The sequence below is a fragment of the Colwellia sp. M166 genome, assembly GCF_024585285.1.
Lineage (GTDB): Bacteria > Pseudomonadota > Gammaproteobacteria > Enterobacterales > Alteromonadaceae > Cognaticolwellia.
Window position 1 is genome coordinate 4,421,385 of record NZ_CP040755.1, and the last position, 18,031, is coordinate 4,439,415.

Genomic DNA, 18,031 nt, shown 5'->3' on the forward strand with positions numbered 1-18,031 from the left:
CTTAATAATTCCGTATTTGGGCGAAAACTTGTTGCAGTTTATCGCGACATTTAATGCCAGGGCTTGATTCAACACCTGAGTTGATATCTAAGCCAAATAATTCTTGATTGCACAGTTGCTGACAAGCTTGGGTGATATTATCTAATTGTAAACCACCGGCTAAAAAACAGCGGGATAAGTCTTGTTCGCTATCAGCTAACGCTTGCCAGTTAAAACTTGCGCCACTACCCGCATGTTTACCGTCGAGTACGATGTGCTCAACATGGTTGGTAAGGCTCGGTACGACGCTCTCTACCGGTAAAGCTTTGAATATTTGACAGTCTTGGCTTAATTTTTCACGTAAACTGGCAATATAATCATCAGATTCTTGGCCGTGTAATTGTACGGCCGAGAGCTGTAACTCTTTAGCTAAGGCAATAACTTCATGTTGAGGATGATCAACAAACACGCCGACATATTTAAGACTCGAGTTTTTGCTAACAATGGTTTTTGCTTGTGCTTTACTAATGCACCTTGGCGATTTCTCGGCAAAAATAAGACCGCCAAATTCAGCGCCTGCATCAATGGCAAAAACGGCATGCTCAGGGCGGGTTAAGCCGCAAACTTTATGGTGACCAAAAATAAGCTGACGACAGGCGAGGTCAATATCAGCTTCTGCCATGATCGAACTGCCGACTAAAAAGCCATCAACAGCCGGAGCAAGTTCTCTGACTTGCGCGTTGTTATAAATGCCTGACTCAGAGATAACAATACGGTCATCTGGAATCGTTGGCGCTAGGTCAAAGGTACGTGATATATCGGTAGAAAGATCACGTAAGTTACGATTATTAATGCCAATGAGTTTTGCGTTTAAGGCAACAGCGCGATCACGCTCTGCTTCATTTGATACTTCCGTTAGAATGGCTAAATTTAACGACTGAGCCACCGCGGCTAAGTCATTATATTCATCGTCGCTTAGCACACTTAACATTAATAATATGGCGTCAGCGCCATAGTGCCTTGCTAAATAAACTTGGTAGCTGTCAAAAAAGAAGTCTTTATTTAAGACTGGGCATTTGACTAAATCACTCACGGTTTTAAGGTAGCTAAAGTCACCTTGAAAATATTTATGCTCAGTTAATACTGAAATGCCCGCGGCATAGTTATCATAAATTCCTGCAATGTCAGTAACATTGAAATCTTCTCTGATCAAGCCTTTCGACGGCGATGCTTTTTTGCATTCTAAAATAAAACCCGCATATGGCTTTTCTGCTGTCCGTGTTAATGCTTTATAAAGGTCTTTTTTTGATGGCGTTAAATCATCAATAAAACTAACTAATGGCATAGTTGCTTTTAGTTTTGCTATCTCTAAGCGGCGATTAGCGACAATCTGTTCAAGAATATTGCTCATTATACGGTTACTCCTGAATTAGATACTCGCACTAAATCTGCTAAGGTTTTTTCTGCCACGCCAGAGCTAAGTACTTTAGCGGCATGCTGCGCTGCTAACAATAAAGTGTCGGCTTGACCATGTAATTGTTCACGATGCAGATAGAGTAACGCTGCACAATTAATGATCACCGCACTATTGTGCGCTTCTTGACCTTTACCTGCCAATATTGCTTTTACCATTTCGGCATTTTCTTGAGGCGTGCCCCCTTTAATATCAGCCAAAGTATAGTTTTTCAAGCCAAAATCTGCCGGTGAAATATCTTTTTGTACGAGTTTACCATCATCAATTTCAGTGACTTGAGTTTTACCATGTAAAGCTATTTCATCTAAGCCGCTACCATGTACCACCCAAGCGTGTTTAACGCCGGTTAATAATAATGCTTGAGCTATCGGGGTAATTAATTCAGGGATATAAACACCAAGCAGCATTATGTCGGGTTTTGCTGGGTTAACTAATGGTCCTAAAATATTGAATAAGGTTCGTATTGCCATGGCTTTACGCACGGGTGCCGCATGTTTAAAGCCAGTGTGATAGGCAGGGGCATATAAAAAGCAAATATTGGCTTGTGCTAAACATTGACTTGCCACTTCAGGTGACATAGTCAGATTAACACCAAAGGCTTCAAGCAAATCAGCTGAACCAGACATGCTGGAAACACTTCTGTTACCATGCTTTGCCATTTTTAAGCCACAGGCTGCTGCTAATATAGCTGCAGTAGTTGAAATGTTGATGGTATTGGCACCATCACCACCAGTACCAACACAGTCGGCAACCGCAGTCGTTTGGGTAGGGAAAGGGGTTGCATTGGCACGTATAGCAATCGCTGCACCAGCAATCTCGGCAGGAGTTTCACCTTTCATTTTTAATGCCGTCAAAATTGCCGCTAAACGCTCAGGCGCAACATGACCATTAATTACTTGTTCAAAAACATCGTGACTTTGTTGTTGTGTTAACGAATCACCACTGACTAAGGTATTAAGCGCACTATGAGTCATATCATCATTGTTTGCTTTTTGGCCGTTTTGTGAACGAGTAAGGTTAAGAGCAGTTGTTGTCATGAGCATGGCCTTGTACTTTGTAGATGGTTTGATTAGCTAAGGTTGATAAATGGCTAAGACTTTGTGCTAATAAATGGGTGCCAAATGTGGTTAATATTGACTCTGGATGAAATTGAAAGCCGATTGCTGCATCTAAGCTATGTTCAATAGCCATAGGCAAGGTAATACCTGCTTTATCGCTAGATAAAGTAACCTCTGCCGTTATGGTCAGTTGTTGCGGTACTCTACGGGCAAAAAGCGAGTGATAGCGAGCAACAGGTAAAGGATTCGTAATATCTTTAAAAGCGCCAACATTGTTATGACGCATATTTGAAGATTTACCATGTACCACTTCAGGTGCTCGGTCAATAACCCCGCCATAGTGCTGTACTAATGCTTGATGACCTAAACAAATCCCCAAAATTGGAAATTTCCCAGCGCAGCGCGCAAGCAATGGCATTAAACAGCCAGCATGTGTTGGGTCACCTGGGCCAGGAGAAAGCACTAAAATAACACCAGCACTGTTACTTTGCTGCTTCTCTTGCAACTTTTGAAAAATAAACTCAGCGCTGAGCGTATTACGGTAAATAGTGAGTTGATAGCCTAAACAACGAAACTCATCCACCAAGTTATAGGTAAATGAGTCAAGATTATCTAACATGACAATTTCAGGTAGTGTATTTGGTGTTGATGTCGCATAGGTGTTGGCTGTTAAATTAGTAGTGTTCATTATTTAACCTCCTGTGCTGGCGCGGTATTATTTGAGCTGACTTGGACTCTTTCTTGATGAGAAACGATCAACTCTTTATCTTCAGCTTCATTAATAGCACTGATCACTGCTTGCGCTTTTTGTCGGGTTTCATTGGCTTCTGATTGCGGATCAGAATCAAATACTACCCCGGCACCGGCTTGAATTTGTGCTTGCTTATTTTTAACAAATGCTGAACGTATGACGATACAAGTATCCATATCACCATCACCCGTTAAATAGCCAACAGCGCCGCCATAACTGCCACGACGCTTACCTTCAACCTCTCGAATTAAAGACGTTGCTTTAACTTTGGGGGCACCCGATAACGTGCCCATATTCATACAAGCTTGATAAGCATGCAGCGCGTCTAATTCCACTTCTAATGTACCGCAAACACGAGAAACTAAATGCATAACATGCGAATAACGGTCAACTTTTAATAAATCAGCAACATGTCGTGTGCCGGGTTGACTCACGCGAGCAATGTCATTGCGCGCTAAATCAACCAACATGATATGTTCAGCCAATTCTTTTTTGTCTAAGCGTAAGTCGAGTTCAATACGGCTGTCTAAATCCGGTGATAGGCTACCATCAGCATTAAAGCCACGAGGGCGTGTCCCTGCAATAGGGTAAATTTCGACTTGTCGATTGCTTTGTTGATATTTAAGCGCTGATTCAGGAGAAGCACCGAAAATACAAAACTCGCTGTCATGTAGATAAAACATATAAGGACTTGGGTTATGGTGTTTTAAGGCTTTATAGGCATTGAGGGTGTTCGAACAAGGTAGGCTAAATGTACGAGAAGGCACTACCTGAAAAATATCACCAGCCAAAATATTTTCTTTTAAGTCATTAACAATATTACAAAAAGCCTCATCGTCAATGTCACAAGTTAGCGCTGTTTTCGGCTTGTTAGTTGTTGTAGTTCTACTTATTTTTGCTGCAAAATTTGCTGTTATATCCGCTAATAAACTGGCTTTAATGGCGGCAATTTTTGCTAAGGCGAAGCTTTGCGCATTTTGATAATGTTCGCCGGTAAATAGATTGGCGATTACTTCACTTGATTGTTGTTCGTGGTCAATTACCACTAATGTTTCGGCAAGGTAATAAACAAAGTCAGGGCAGCTGTTCTCACCGTCATTAACCTCTGGCAGACTTTCACTCATTGCCATCATATCAAAAGCAAAAGCACCACCAAGAAACACGGCAAAAGGGTGATGATTACTGTTCTTTAATTGTGTAAATAAACGTAAGCTTTGAAAAGGGTTAACAGCAAGTAAGCGTGAACGTTCATCGAGTTGTTGAGGTATTTCGGTGAAAGTAGCGGTGAATGCTTGTTTATCACCTGTTATCTGGGCATCTTCAGCTAAAGCTTGCTTGGCAAAGGCAAGGGCATTTTCACCATTGTGAGTTAATGCTGTAAAGGTAACACTATTTGCGTTGCAGACGATTTTTACTGCAGTATCAATCAATAGTAAGCTTTTTAATTGATGCTTTTTATCAACTTCGGCAGATTCAAGTAATAGTGTATTTGTTTTATCAGCACATAAAGTGTGAAAAACCGCGAGAGGATCGCTTTGGTAACGTAGACTATCAGTGATGGTCGTCACAGCACCAGGCTGAAGCGTATCTTGTGCAGTATCAAGCTGCGATTTAGTGATATTATTTTCTTGGTAATTGCTCATGGGTATTCCTATTAATCATTTATTTAACAACGGTCATCCAGCGTAAATAGGCAGAAGCCACCATAAGAACCAACGTTTAACTTTAATTCGTAACATTTTTAACTCGTTATATTTTCAATTAATTAAAAGCAAAAAACCCGCAATAGGGTGCGGGTTTTCGAATTTTTTACTTACAAGTAAACATCACAACCCAATTATGTCGAGTTATGCCACCACCAAATTAGAGAAATAGTTTGTTTTACTTGTATCATTATCTGTTTTATCTCAGTAAAATTGTTTCATTCACTTGCCTAAATAGCGACTTGCATTTGTGTTAGGCAGTTTTAAGTCCCTATAGAAGAACCGATTCGCGTAATGATGTCAACCACTGATTTTACAAATGATAAAGATTTTTCAAACTTACGGGTTGATCTACATAGTCACACTAATTGCTCTGATGGTGCACTGACGCCACAAGAGTTGATAGAACGGGCGGTTAACTTTCAAATTGACGTGTTAGCGATCACAGATCACGACACGGTTAGCGGTCTTGTTAGTGCAAAACAAACTATATTAGAAAAAAATATTCCATTAACTTTGATCGATGGTATCGAAATTTCAACCCAATGGCAGGGCTTTGAAATTCATATCGTTGGATTAAATATTGCTCCTGAGCATCAAGCGTTAACTACGTTAATTTTGCAACAGCAGCAGCGCAGAGAGGATCGTGCCACCGCTATGGGTGTAAAACTGGCAAAATGTGGTTTTGATGATGTGTATACCGACGCTAAAGCTATGGCTGGAGAAGGTTCAATCACCCGAGCGCATTTTGCTAGAGTATTACTACAGCGTGGTGTGGTCAGTAAAATGCAAGCTGCTTTTGATAAATACATCGGCAAAGGCCAACGTGCTTATGTTAATCCTAACTGGTGTAGTATTGAAGACGCTGTAGCGGCTATTCATGCTGCCGGCGGTGTTGCGGTAATGGCACACCCTATCCGGTATGACCTATCAACGAAATGGTTACGACGCTTAATCGTCGATTTCAAGGCTGCACAAGGCGATGGTTTAGAAGTGGTGCTGCCGCAGATGAACAAGGAACAACGTAAATTAATGCTAAGCTTTTGTTTAGAATATAATTTACATGCCTCGATGGGCTCTGATTTTCATCAGCCAAGTCGTTGGAGTGATTTAGGGCGTAATTTAGTCATGCCAGAGCAGGCCAACGCTATTTGGCAGCTATGGCAAGGGCAAGCTACACCAAAAAATTAGAATAAAAGTTGTGCTGACAGTAAACTTAGTCTTGCAGCACAGTAACATGATCAAACTATAATTTAGCTGGAGTGTATTATGAGTCAATTTTTTTATGTTCACCCTGATAATCCGCAAGGGCGTTTAATGAAACAAGCCGCCGCTATTATTAATCAAGGTGGTGTTATTGTTTACCCTACCGACTCGGGTTACGCCTTAGGTTGTCATATTGGTGATAAAAAGGCCTTAGAGCGTATTTGTAACATTCGTTCTATCGATAAAGAGCATAACTTTACCCTAATGTGTTGTGATTTATCGGAGTTATCTGAATATACGCGCGTTGATAACAGTTATTTTAGATTACTAAAAAACAACACTCCAGGCCCATATACCTTTATTTTTAAAGGCTCGAAAGAAGTGCCGAAACGGCTATTAAACCCAAAACGTAAAACCATTGGCATTCGTGTGCCAGATAATAACATTGCTCAAGCTTTGTTAGCCGAATTAGGTGAGCCGATCATGTCGACAACGTTGATCATGCCCGGTGCTGAAATGGCTGAGTTTGATCCAGAGCACATTCGCGATATTTTGGAGCATCAAGTTGACCTGATTATTAATGGTGGTCATTTAGGCGAGCATCCGACTACAGTTATTGACTTTTCTAATGATGAAGTGGAAATTATTCGTGTTGGTGAAGGTGATCCTACGCCGTTTCAATAAAGTTTTATGAACGCCCATCATTGAGCGAACCTATAAACCGGAATATAACGCTATCATGTTAAAAGCTAACGATGTCTGATCTTAAGGCTAAACTATCAAGTACGAGCAGGCAGGATCCTAATCCCACGTCTGGGATTATGATGCAGCAAGTACTACCTTTTGCTTTGCTACGCGGTAAAGCCATGGTTGAAAAGCCGCAAGATTTATTTATTCCGCCCGATGCACTTGAAGTCATTCTAGAGATGTTTGAAGGGCCATTAGATCTATTATTATATTTAATTCGTAAGCAAAAATTTGATATTTTAGATTTACCTATTGCGCCGATCACTACGCAATACATGACTTACGTCGATTTAATGAAAGATATTAAACTTGAGCTGGCGGCGGAATATTTAGTGATGGCGTCAATTTTAGCGGAAATTAAATCACGACTATTATTGCCTAAACAAGCAGTTGAAGAAGACGAAGGTGACCCCCGTGCTGAGTTAGTGAGAAAACTACAAGAATATGAAGTGATCAAAAATGCGGCCGAAAACATTGATCAACTACCGCGAATTGACCGTGATAGTTTTATTGCCAAGGTTGAATTAGCCGAAAACTTTGTTCCTGAAATTGCCAATACGCAAGTTGATTTAACCGAGTTAGTTGCTGCCTTACAAGGGGTAATAAAACGTACACAGGCATTTGAACATCATCATATTCAAAAAGAATCTTTATCAACCCGAGAACGCATGGCAAAAATACTGTCGACCCTTAAAGAGGCTAAAGATAATCAAGCGTATTGCAACTTTAGTGACTTGTTTACTATTAAAGAGGGAAGACAGGGAGTCGTAGTGACATTTTTAGCTATTCTTGAGTTAATAAAAGAGTCACTCATTACTTGTATTCAAACTCAGGTTTATGGCGAAATACACGTTAGTCTGCCTAAGTCTTAATCTCAGCCTAAACCTCAGTTTTAACTATTAATGACAGCTAATAAATCAACCTAATGATAAAAGTAACTAGTAATGATACCCGATAAAATCCGTCATAAAGACATTGATGATGAAAAGTTACAGCGTTTAGTTGAAGCGGCATTATTCATTGCTGATAAACCGTTATCTGTACAATTACTAAAACGTGATTTTTTAATTGAATATCGTGTTAGTAATCTGCGAATTCGTGATATAATTATCACTATTCAGGCTGATTATAAAGGCCGCGGTGTTGAACTTAATAAAGTAGCTTCAGGCTATCGATTTCAAACACCTAGTGAGCTTAGTGAAGATTTAGCGCACTTGTACCAAGAAAAAGCACCGAAATATTCACGTGCTATTTTAGAAACCTTAGCGCTAATTGCCTACAAACAGCCAATAACTCGCGGAGAAATTGAAGATATTCGCGGTGTTGCCGTCAGTAGTCAAATTATTAAGACCCTGACTGAGCGAAATTGGATTAAAACTGTTGGTCAAAAAGAAGTACCTGGACGACCGGTGTTATACGCTAGTACACAAGAATTTCTTGATTACTTTTCATTAACCTCGCTCGACCAGTTGCCGGCATTAATGCCAATGACTGACATTGCTAATTAAACGGTTTAGCTAAAGTATAACCAAAACGCAGGGTTTATTGACCCTAAACTTAAAGAGACAGAGACGTAATAGTAGCGTGGTAAATACCGCGATTAACTGTGAAGTTACTGACGTGAGAGAGTTAAGACCTATGTCTGAAAAATTGCAAAAAGTACTCGCTAGAGCGGGTGCCGGTTCACGCCGAGAAATGGAAACCTATATCAGTGCTGGCCGTGTCAGTGTTGAAGGCAAAACTGCTTATTTAGGCGACCGTGTTGAAGGCAACGAGCTTATTCGTGTCGATGGTCACCAAATTAAGCTAAAACCGATAGAAGAAAACTTTTGTCGGGTGTTAATGTACAACAAGCCTGAAGGCGAAATGTGTACACGTAAAGATCCTGAAGGCCGTCCAACGGTATTTGACCGTTTACCAAAACTTGATGGTAGCCGCTGGGTTGCTGTCGGCCGTTTAGATATTAACACGTCAGGTATGTTACTTTTTACTACCGATGGTGAACTTGCTAACCGTTTAATGCATCCGTCTAAACAAGTTGAACGTGAATATGCGGTACGCATATTTGGTGAAGTTAACGAAGCCATGCTACAAACATTACGCCATGGCGTTAAGTTAGAAGATGGTCCTGCAAAATTTCAAAAAATAACTTATCGTGGTGGTGAAGGTCGTAACCATTGGTTCCATGTTGTGTTATCTGAAGGTCGTAACCGTGAAGTTCGTCGTTTATGGGAAAGCCAAGACGTACAAGTTAGCCGTTTGATCCGTGTTCGCTACGGCGATATGGAAATGAAACGTCAGTTACCTTTAGGTGGCTGGACAGAATTGAATTTACAAGATGTTAACTACTACAGAAAATTGGTTGATTTAGCACCTGAAACTCAAAGTAAAGTTAAAGTAGATGAAAAAGCGATGGATAATGCGAAAAGCAGAAGAATTCGTCGCTCTGTGAAAAAACATCAGCACCGTAGCCAACAGGCGACTAGACGTAGACGTTAATCGTCAGTTGTAGAAAGCTACCGGCATTTTTATCAGTAGCATTTTAAAAAGCCAAATAATGACAAGCTCCCTAATAAAGGTGAACTTGTCATTTTTATTTGCGTTAAACAATTAAATTTCATTTTGGCAAGCGTGAAAAAATAAGATATTGTAATATTTAACCTCATCACTCGCTTTAACGATATCATGGTAACGTAACTCGTTTACCTTAGTAGCCAATTTATATAGGACAATACGTGCAAGAAACTCTTGAAAGAATTTATGTCGAAACCTCTGAGCAATTACACCAAATTTGTCAACGTTATACGCAAGCTTCTGTGCTTGCTATTGATACCGAATTTGTTCGTACCCGCACGCTTTATCCTAAATTAGGTCTGATCCAGATAAATGATGGTAAAACATTAGCGTTAATTGATCCTGTTGCGTTAACTGATTTATCGCCATTTTGGCAATTACTGGAAAATCCTAGTATTCAAAAAATATTGCATGCTTGCTCTGAAGATCTTGAAGTTTTTCTTACTGCGGGTAATTGTCGACCGGCTAACTTAATTGACAGTCAAATTATCATGTCATTTTTAGGTCACGGTTTATCAATGGGCTATGCCGCTATGATTGCTCATTATACTGACATTGAACTTGATAAATCAGAGTCTCGAACCGATTGGATGAAACGACCATTAACCACTAAGCAACTTGACTATGCTGCTGCCGATGTTGAACATTTATTTAATGTTTTACCTCGACTAATGTCAGATATTGAAAAGTCTGGCTGGCTAGCGGCTGCACAAGAAGAAAGTGATATTATGGTTGAGCGTAAGTTCACTCCGATTGACGCAAGCTTGTTGTATCGTAATATTAAAATGGCCTGGCGTTTAAATTCGCAGCAGCTCTACCGGTTACAACAATTAACCATCTGGCGCTATCAACAAGCACAACAAAAAGATCGACCGATTGGCTTTATCGCAAAAGATCATACTTTATTAGCGCTAGCACAAGTTAACCCCGAAAATGTCGCGATTATGGCCAATATTGAAGGTGTTGAATATCTTGATGTTAAACATAAAGGTAATGCAATGTTGGCGGTACTAAAACGTGTCAATGAAGAGAAAAATGCTGAATTACCTGAAGCCATTGTTCGACTAGATGAATACCCTGGATATAAACAAAACTTTAAAAAAGCGAAGAGTTATATCAATGAATTAAGTGAAGCTACTAATTTACAAGCGGAAAATTTTGCCTCGAAAAAGCAAATCAATCAATTTTTATCATGGCACTTTAAACTTAACGGTGCTGAAAATAATATTCACTTGGTCGATATTATGCGGGGTTGGCGTAAACCTTTATTCGGCGATAAATTGCTCGCATTTGTTGAAAATGGCTTCAAAGTAAATTAGTCATTATGCTAAACATAACGAGTGGCGAACAAAGTGTTACATAAGTTCAAAGAACTTGTCAGACTACTGTGTTACGTTGGCTCGATATCTTAGCGGTTAACTGAATAAATATCTTGATTAATACCGTAAAGAAGTCATGTTAAGTCACAAAGTGATAAAGTTCCCTAAAACCATTCAATCATAGGTCTCCATTATGCTGTGTAGTGTTTATAAAAGTGCTAAAAAAGCGCAAACGTATCTTTTTATTAATAAACGAGATGATTTTTCTGAGGTACCAGAAGCGCTGATGAAAATGTTTGGTAAGCCTGAAATGGTTACCGTATTAAATCTTGCAACTAAAGTTAAGCTTGGTTTTGCTGATCTGACTAAGGTAAAAGAAAGCTTAGTTGAACAAGGTTATTACTTGCAAATAACCCCAAAGGAAGAAGACTTACTAAAGGGGCATGTTGCCAGTATGAAAGTCGCTAAGCAGAAAACTACAGGGGAATCATGATGCGTTATATCAAATCAGTAAAAGCCTTATCAGTTTCACTGTGTTTAGTACTATTTTCTCAGTCAACATTTGCAGCTGAAAGTAAAACAACGCCGACGCTTACGCAAGCCGGTTTCGAGCAATACATAGTAAAACTTAAGCAAGAAGCGCTTGCAAAAGGTTATGAACAAGCCTTAATTGATGAATCGTTTGCTAAGGCTGTTTTTCATCAGCGAGCGGTGAAAGCTGACCGCAGTCAACCAGAAAAAGTTGAAACACTTGATACCTATTTACCTAAGCGTTTACCCGATTGGAAAATAAAACGTGCCAGAGCTATGTACAAAAAACATCAAGTACTATTGGATAAAGTTGCCGCTGAATATGGGGTACAAGCCCGCTTTATTGTCGCACTTTGGGGACTTGAAACGAATTTTGGCAAAATAATGGGCAACTATAATGTTATTTCAGCATTATCGACTTTAGCCTATGAGGGACGCCGTGAAGCTTTTTTTAAAAAGCAATTATGGGCGGCATTAAACATCTTAAAAGAAGGTCACATTGATAGCGCTAATATGAAAGGTTCTTGGGCCGGTGCTATGGGACAAAATCAATTTATGCCAACCTCATTTGTTGCTTACGCTGTTGATGGCGACGGTGATGGAAAAAAAGATATTTGGGGCAATCAAGCTGATGTTTTTGCATCAATGGCAAATTATTTAAAAAATGAAGGTTGGAATAATAACTTAACATGGGGTCGCCAGGTTAAACTGCCAAGTGACTTTGATACCTCACTTGCTATTCCCCAAAATACCGGTGGTCGTAAAAATTGGCTAAAAGCATGGGCTAAAAGTGAAAAAAACTTAGCGCAGTGGCAAGCGTTAGGCGTACGACGCACTGATGGCAGTGATCTCCCTAAGGTTGATGTTAAGGCAACATTGGTTTTTCCTGATGGTGTAAAAGGTCGAGCTTATTTAGCCTACAATAACTATAAAAGTTTAATGCATTGGAATTTATCCTATTATTTTGTCAGTTCAGTGGGACATTTATCTGATCATATTAAATACCCTGCGATTAAATAGTCGGAATTGCATAGCAATAAGAAGCCCTATGAGTAAAAAAAATAATCGCTCGCTGTCGAAAGATAAAGCAAAAAAACTACCAATAGAGCGTTTTTGGGAAACCAAAACACTTGATGAAATGACTCGCCCTGAGTGGGAGTCATTGTGTGACGGCTGTGCAAAATGTTGTTTACACAAGTTTATTGATGATGAAAGCACCACAGATGAAACCGAGCTAATGCCAACGACGCATATTGCTGAAGGTGAGCAAATGAATTATTCAAGCATTGCTTGTCACTTACTCAACGATAAAAGCTGTCAGTGTTCAAAGTATGAACAGCGTACTGTATTAGTGCCAGATTGTGTACAGTTGACACAAGAAAACTTGGATGATGTGTTTTTTATGCCGCCAAGTTGTACTTATAGACGCTTAAAAGAGGGCAGAGGTATGCCGTCTTGGCACCCGTTATTACATAACGGTAAAAAATCAGCCATGCATCAAGCAGGCATGTCAGTGCGTGGTAAAATCATTAAAGATGACGATGTTGAACTGGAAGACTTTGAAGATTATATTGTACTCTGGCCATTGCACGATGTGGATTAAGGTTACGCTTACCTATTAAATAGATGGGTTAAAGAAGCCGTTATTCAACATAATAACCATAAAAAGGCTGAGATGATCAGCCTTTTTCTTATCAAAAAATTAACGTTAGGAGTCATACCAAACAAATTCATTATCGCTTAGTGAGTAAGTCATTAGTCTGATTGGTATATAGCCATGACACTTCAAAGTGTAGAATTTCAGCTTGAAGAAAAACGATTTAGGCAAGGCATTGATTGAAGATAATGATTATTCTCGACAACTGCTCCTGCGTTGTTCTAATAACTCACATCCCTGTGAGCACCTTGTCAAAATTAATAACGCTTACGGTAAAGCTTTTAAACTCGAGCTCTGGGAGCTTTCTCGATATCGACTAACATCGTTACATTTATTTGATTTAGAGTGACTAAACCGAAACAAATTCGCCTTGTTTTTGAATATCGAGAAGCGCTCTGAATTGGGAAGAAATTTAATCAAATTGGTATAACTATATTCAAAAAATGATCGTTGTTCTCAAACCGCTGGTAAGCGCTGAGAGAGACAGCTTAATAGGTTTGGTATCACTATATCAGACACTTTTAGCCTTGTTATCCAAAATTAGTTAATAGCAGAGACTAAAATGAAAGATCAATAGCCCCTAGAGTTAATGTTAAACTAAATAGACTTGGTATTATTATCACTTTGGCTTAGGCTATTTTAATTAAGATTAACTATCTAAAATCCACAGGAATTATGAACGTCTATATAACTCAAATTATAAGTTATCATTAAACTGTCCTACCGCATTAACAATTTGCCGAGCTCCAATTTGAATTTCATCCATCACGGCACCTGCATTATTAGAGAGGTCTAATGCATCTTGTACTTTTGCCAAGCTTTGTTCTATCAAGAATACTGCATTTTCCGTTAATTTTTTATTATCATTAACAACCTCTACAATTTCAACGGTTGTTGAGCTTGTCCTCAAAGCAAGTTGACGAACTTCATCAGCAACTACCGCAAAACCACGCCCTTGATCACCGGCTCTTGCTGCTTCAATCGCAGCATTAAGTGCAAGTAAATTGGTTTGGTCAGCAATACTACTAATATTACTGACTAACACTGCCACTTTTTGAGACTGTTCGTCTAAGTCAAAAACTCCAGCACTGGCTTCGCGCATTTGTGTTGAAAGTTGCTCCATTGTTGCAATAGTCGACTGTAAAACACTGATCCCTTTGGCTGTATTTTCATCTGTTTTTTTAGAAATATCAAATGCGATAGCCGCCGTATCAGCAACGGCAAACTCCCTGGTCATTTGTTCGGTAATTATTGTTGCAAATTTAACAACCTTATATAAAACACCACTTTCGTCATATATAGGATTATAAGATGCTTCAAGCCAAACTGGGTTTCTATGACTATCAAAGCGTTTAAATCTACTGGAAATAAATTCACCTTTATTAAGTCTTTTCCAGAAGTTTTTATATGCTGCTGATTTTACTTCCTCTGGGCTACAAAACATTTCATGGTGTTTGCCAATGATTTGATTTTTAGCATAGAGCATACCCTCAAGAAAATTATTATTGGCATTAAGAATAATACCGTCTAGGGTAAACTCAATAACCGCGGAAGAGCGATCGAGTGCTCCTAACATGTCTTGCTGTTCTCTTGAATGTACAATAGTGTTGGTTAACTCTGAAGAGTAAACGGCAATTCTTATCTCATTGTTTGCATCATTAACAACCGGTTGAACAATACTTCGAAACCATAATTCATCACCTGGTTTAGCAACAATTTGAATTGCCCCATGCCAGTGTTTACCAACTTTAATAGCCGCTAACATATTTTGACAATGTAATTTTTTCATTGAGTCATTTACAATCAAATCTTTGATGTTTTTATTTAACACTTCGTTTTCTGCATAACCACATGAATGTAAAAAATGATTGTTTACTTCTTTAATGGTACCTTTAGTATCAAGACAAAAATAATTCATTTCCTCTTTTAAATCGTGCTGAATACGATGAAATTCAGCCAACTCTTTTTCAAGATTTTCAATTTTGAGTAATAATTTTTTATTCGGAAATAACATATGATTCATTAACCTTCAATGGTGTGTTTTTAATAAGTAATTGTTGTAGCCAAATTTCAATATCTACAGAATTTAATGGTTTTGAAAATAAATACCCCTGTGCAATGTGATAACCTTGTTCTTTGAGTATTTGGTACTGTTCATTTTTCTCTATCCCTTCAGCCACAACCTTAATATTAAGACTTTCACCTATTTGTAAAACCGCCTGACTTAGTGCTCGACTCGTACTGTCACTTTCTAAATGCTGAACAAAGCTACGATCGAGTTTAAGTTCTTTTATCGGAATTTTTTGTAGGTAACTTAAACTCGAATAACCGGTACCAAAATCATCCATTGAAAAGTGGATCCCTTTTTGATGAATATCTAATAACACTTTCATCGTACTGGGATTAGTATCAAGTAGCACACTTTCAGTTAGTTCTAAAATCAAATCAGAGGGTGCTAAGTTAAAACTTTGCAACTCATTCATAACCTGTTCACATAAATCCACGTTATGGAAATTAATGGGTGAAAGATTAACCGATATAGTAGGAACGATGATCCCTTTTGCTTTCCATAATGACATTTGTTTACAAGCATTATGTAAAGCCCACTGACTTAAATCGCCGATCAAGCCACAGTCTTCTGCAATAGGAATAAATTTACTCGGTGGTATAGCACCTAATTCAGGATGATTCCATCGAGATAACACTTCAACACCACTGATACTTCCATCTTGCATTGACACTTGTGGTTGATAATATAATTCAAGATCATCATTTTTAATCGCTTTCCTTAGCTCTACCTCAAGCATTTGTAGCTCTTGTGCTAATTGATTTAATTCATGGCTAAAGTAGGAAAAACGTCCCTTACCAGAAGATTTAGCTTGGTACATAGCCATATCTGCACGATGTATCAAGGTAGCAACATCATGACCATCATCAGGAAAAATACTAATACCAATACTCATTGATGGCATGAGTTTATTATCTTGTATAGTAAGCGGTGATGAGATTTTTAATCTTAGCTCGTCAACAAAAACATTTAATTCTTCAATTTTTGTATAAGGGGTAACAACAACAAACTCATCTCCAGATAATCTTCCAATAACGCTTGTTGTATGTTGTGCTGTTAATAACCTTTCAGCTAATCGAATTAAATATTGATCGCCAACGGGGTGTCCAAAAGAGTCATTGACCTGTTTAAATCGATCGACATCTAAAAATAAAAAGGCCAACTTGGTTTTGTTTTTATTTGCCTCTTGTAATAGGTGTTCTGCATTAACGTGTAACAGGCTTCTATTAGGTAATGTTGTTAAAGCATCGTAGTAAGCAAGCTTTCTAATATTTTCTCGCTGCTTTTCTCGTTCAATCGCTAAAGCACATAGCGGATCTAATACATTGACTAAATCTTGATGCAAATTAGAGGGTGTTTTTTGGTATTTATAATAAAAAGTGATTGCGCCAATAGGTGAGCCTTCACTTCCTTTAATAGGAACGGAAAGGCTGCCGGTATAGCCTAGCGGGAGCATCTCTTCTTTATAATTAACCCACAATGGATCACTCTGAATATCAGGACATAAAACAGCTTTATCACGATAAACAGCGGTACCTGAAGCTGATATTCCCTCTGCTACTTGTAATTTATTTAATATTTTTCGAAGAAATGAAGGTAGCTTAGGGGCCGCTAATAGCTGTAAGTTATTTTCATCATCAAGCTTCATAATCGCCGGAGCAACATCGTCACTCAATAAACTAACTTCATGACACACTGACTCCATAATACATTCTAGAGGTTCATCATGAGCAATGGCGCCCAGAACGCGCTGATGCAATACTTCATGTAGTTTGGTTTTAGTGATTTCTGAAAGAATAATCACTACATGAGTGAGTTCTTGTTGCTCATTAAATATAGGATTGCTCATAATAGAGCACCATAGGCGGTCTCCTTTTTGAGTTTGCAGCATTTCATCAATTTTAACGGCTTCGCCATTTTTATGCCGCAGCCTTAGCATATCGGCATACTTTATTGTTAAATGAGGTGCAATAACTGAAATAGGAGAAATTCCTAGCACTTCCGATTCATTATAGCCAAAAAGAGACGTAAATCCTTGGTTGATATAAGCTGTATTCCAAGAGCCATCAACAATGATGATGGCATTATCCGTTTGATCTGTCACTAAGGAGAGTAGCTCTAAACGTTTTCTGTTTAATACCGCCTGAGTTACATCTTTAATAAAGGCGGTATATAAAATTTTACCGTCAGAATATACTTTAGAGATAGACATTGCCCCCCATTTTTGGCTCCCATCTTTACAGATAATAGGAACTTCACGGCTGGTGCCAACAATTTTATTAACCCCTGTATCTCTATTTTTATTAATTAGGGCATCATGGTTGGGCTTGATTTCATTTGGAACGAGAATTTTAACGTTTTTACCGATAACGTCTTCTTTAGAGTAACCCCATAATTTTTCTGCAGCTTGGTTGTAGAGTAAAATAAGATTTTGAGAATCGATAACAACAACACTATCAATTGCCTGATCTAATGTTTCAACAAAAATATTGGATAATATACTACCGGACACCACATACTCCTTTACGTAATATCACTCTGCTTAAATAACCCAGAGTGATATTGCCTAATAAGAAAAAATTCCGAACAAAAACAAAGTACTATCATACCTATAAAACAGCTTGGATTACAACCAATCAAACAAGCAAGCAATAATACCAAGTTTATTAAGTTTGTTCCCACTCAGCGCTTATCAGCGTTTTGAGAACAACGATCATTTTGTCAATATAGTTATTCTAAATGAAGGGAGTTATCGGCGGTTATCGAACCGCTGTAAGCTCCCCAAGGTTGATTTTAAAAGGCTTACAGGCCGTATTATTGATGTCGATAAGGTTCTCACAGGGATGTGAGTCATTAGAACAACGCAGGAGCAGTTGTCGAGAATAACCATTATCTTCAACCAATGCCTTGCCTACATGGATGTACTTAGGTTCAGTCTGGAACGGTGAACCTGTGCCGCTAAAC

The 18,031-nt window shown here is 38.7% G+C and carries 15 protein-coding genes and 1 pseudogene; 9 read left to right on the top strand and 7 right to left on the bottom strand.

Annotated features, from left to right (window positions below):
* Position 1 precedes the first annotated feature (1 nt).
* The 4 genes from trpCF to FGD67_RS20005 are packed head-to-tail and all read right to left on the bottom strand — an operon-like array spanning position 2 to position 4,905.
* Positions 2 to 1,390, bottom strand: a complete 1,389-nt coding sequence (trpCF, locus tag FGD67_RS19990; protein WP_257172779.1) for a bifunctional indole-3-glycerol-phosphate synthase TrpC/phosphoribosylanthranilate isomerase TrpF — start codon at positions 1,388 to 1,390, stop codon at positions 2 to 4.
* Entirely contained in the window at positions 1,390 to 2,427 is a 1,038-nt protein-coding gene (trpD, locus tag FGD67_RS19995; RefSeq protein ID WP_257175172.1) for an anthranilate phosphoribosyltransferase, read from the bottom strand. Before trpD ends, trpCF begins: the two co-directional genes overlap by 1 nt.
* Positions 2,428 to 2,470: 43 nt before the next feature.
* Positions 2,471 to 3,199, bottom strand: a complete 729-nt coding sequence (locus FGD67_RS20000; RefSeq protein WP_257172780.1) for an aminodeoxychorismate/anthranilate synthase component II — start codon at positions 3,197 to 3,199, stop codon at positions 2,471 to 2,473.
* On the bottom strand, positions 3,199 to 4,905 hold the full coding sequence (locus FGD67_RS20005; protein ID WP_257172781.1) for an anthranilate synthase component 1: 1,707 nt from the start codon (positions 4,903 to 4,905) through the stop codon (positions 3,199 to 3,201). Before FGD67_RS20005 ends, FGD67_RS20000 begins: the two co-directional genes overlap by 1 nt.
* A 354-nt stretch (positions 4,906 to 5,259) precedes the next feature.
* On the opposite strand from FGD67_RS20005, the gene FGD67_RS20010 reads away from it, so the two are divergent.
* The 9 genes from FGD67_RS20010 (at position 5,260) to FGD67_RS20050 (ending at position 12,945) form a co-directional block, all read left to right on the top strand.
* A complete protein-coding gene (locus FGD67_RS20010) occupies positions 5,260 to 6,156 on the top strand; it encodes a PHP domain-containing protein (protein ID WP_257172782.1) in 897 nt (298 codons plus the stop codon).
* 78 nt (positions 6,157 to 6,234) lie between these two features.
* Complete coding sequence (locus FGD67_RS20015) at positions 6,235 to 6,855, top strand: L-threonylcarbamoyladenylate synthase (protein ID WP_257172783.1); 621 nt, start codon at positions 6,235 to 6,237, stop codon at positions 6,853 to 6,855.
* A 71-nt stretch (positions 6,856 to 6,926) separates the two neighbouring features.
* Positions 6,927 to 7,790, top strand: coding sequence for a ScpA family protein (locus FGD67_RS20020; protein WP_373567810.1), 864 nt, complete (start codon positions 6,927 to 6,929; stop codon positions 7,788 to 7,790).
* A gap of 72 nt (positions 7,791 to 7,862) precedes the next feature.
* Complete coding sequence (scpB, locus tag FGD67_RS20025; RefSeq protein WP_257172784.1) at positions 7,863 to 8,426, top strand: SMC-Scp complex subunit ScpB; 564 nt, start codon at positions 7,863 to 7,865, stop codon at positions 8,424 to 8,426.
* 130 nt (positions 8,427 to 8,556) lie between these two features.
* Positions 8,557 to 9,417, top strand: coding sequence for a 23S rRNA pseudouridine(2605) synthase RluB (gene rluB, locus FGD67_RS20030; RefSeq protein ID WP_257172785.1), 861 nt, complete (start codon positions 8,557 to 8,559; stop codon positions 9,415 to 9,417).
* A 236-nt stretch (positions 9,418 to 9,653) separates the two neighbouring features.
* On the top strand, positions 9,654 to 10,811 hold the full coding sequence (gene rnd, locus FGD67_RS20035; protein WP_257172786.1) for a ribonuclease D: 1,158 nt from the start codon (positions 9,654 to 9,656) through the stop codon (positions 10,809 to 10,811).
* Positions 10,812 to 11,004: 193 nt separating this feature from the next.
* On the top strand, positions 11,005 to 11,304 hold the full coding sequence (locus tag FGD67_RS20040; protein WP_257172787.1) for a YcgL domain-containing protein: 300 nt from the start codon (positions 11,005 to 11,007) through the stop codon (positions 11,302 to 11,304).
* The gene (locus tag FGD67_RS20045; RefSeq protein WP_257175174.1) at positions 11,304 to 12,362 is read left to right on the top strand and encodes a lytic transglycosylase domain-containing protein; all 1,059 of its coding nucleotides are present in this window, start codon (positions 11,304 to 11,306) and stop codon (positions 12,360 to 12,362) included. The genes FGD67_RS20040 and FGD67_RS20045 overlap by 1 nt, the downstream gene beginning before the upstream one ends.
* A gap of 118 nt (positions 12,363 to 12,480) precedes the next feature.
* On the top strand, positions 12,481 to 12,945 hold the full coding sequence (locus FGD67_RS20050) for a YcgN family cysteine cluster protein (protein WP_373567891.1): 465 nt from the start codon (positions 12,481 to 12,483) through the stop codon (positions 12,943 to 12,945).
* 751 nt (positions 12,946 to 13,696) lie between these two features.
* Here FGD67_RS20050 and FGD67_RS20055 read toward each other — a convergent pair.
* The 3 genes and pseudogenes from FGD67_RS20055 to FGD67_RS20065 form a co-directional block, all read right to left on the bottom strand.
* On the bottom strand, positions 13,697 to 14,236 hold the full coding sequence (locus FGD67_RS20055) for a methyl-accepting chemotaxis protein (protein ID WP_257175175.1): 540 nt from the start codon (positions 14,234 to 14,236) through the stop codon (positions 13,697 to 13,699).
* A 12-nt stretch (positions 14,237 to 14,248) separates the two neighbouring features.
* Positions 14,249 to 15,022, bottom strand: a pseudogene (locus FGD67_RS20060) (PAS domain-containing protein); the annotation flags it as partial.
* Positions 14,997 to 17,579, bottom strand: coding sequence for an EAL domain-containing protein (locus tag FGD67_RS20065; RefSeq protein ID WP_257172789.1), 2,583 nt, complete (start codon positions 17,577 to 17,579; stop codon positions 14,997 to 14,999). The gene FGD67_RS20065 and the pseudogene FGD67_RS20060, both read right to left, overlap by 26 nt.
* Positions 17,580 to 18,031: the final 452 nt, after the last annotated feature.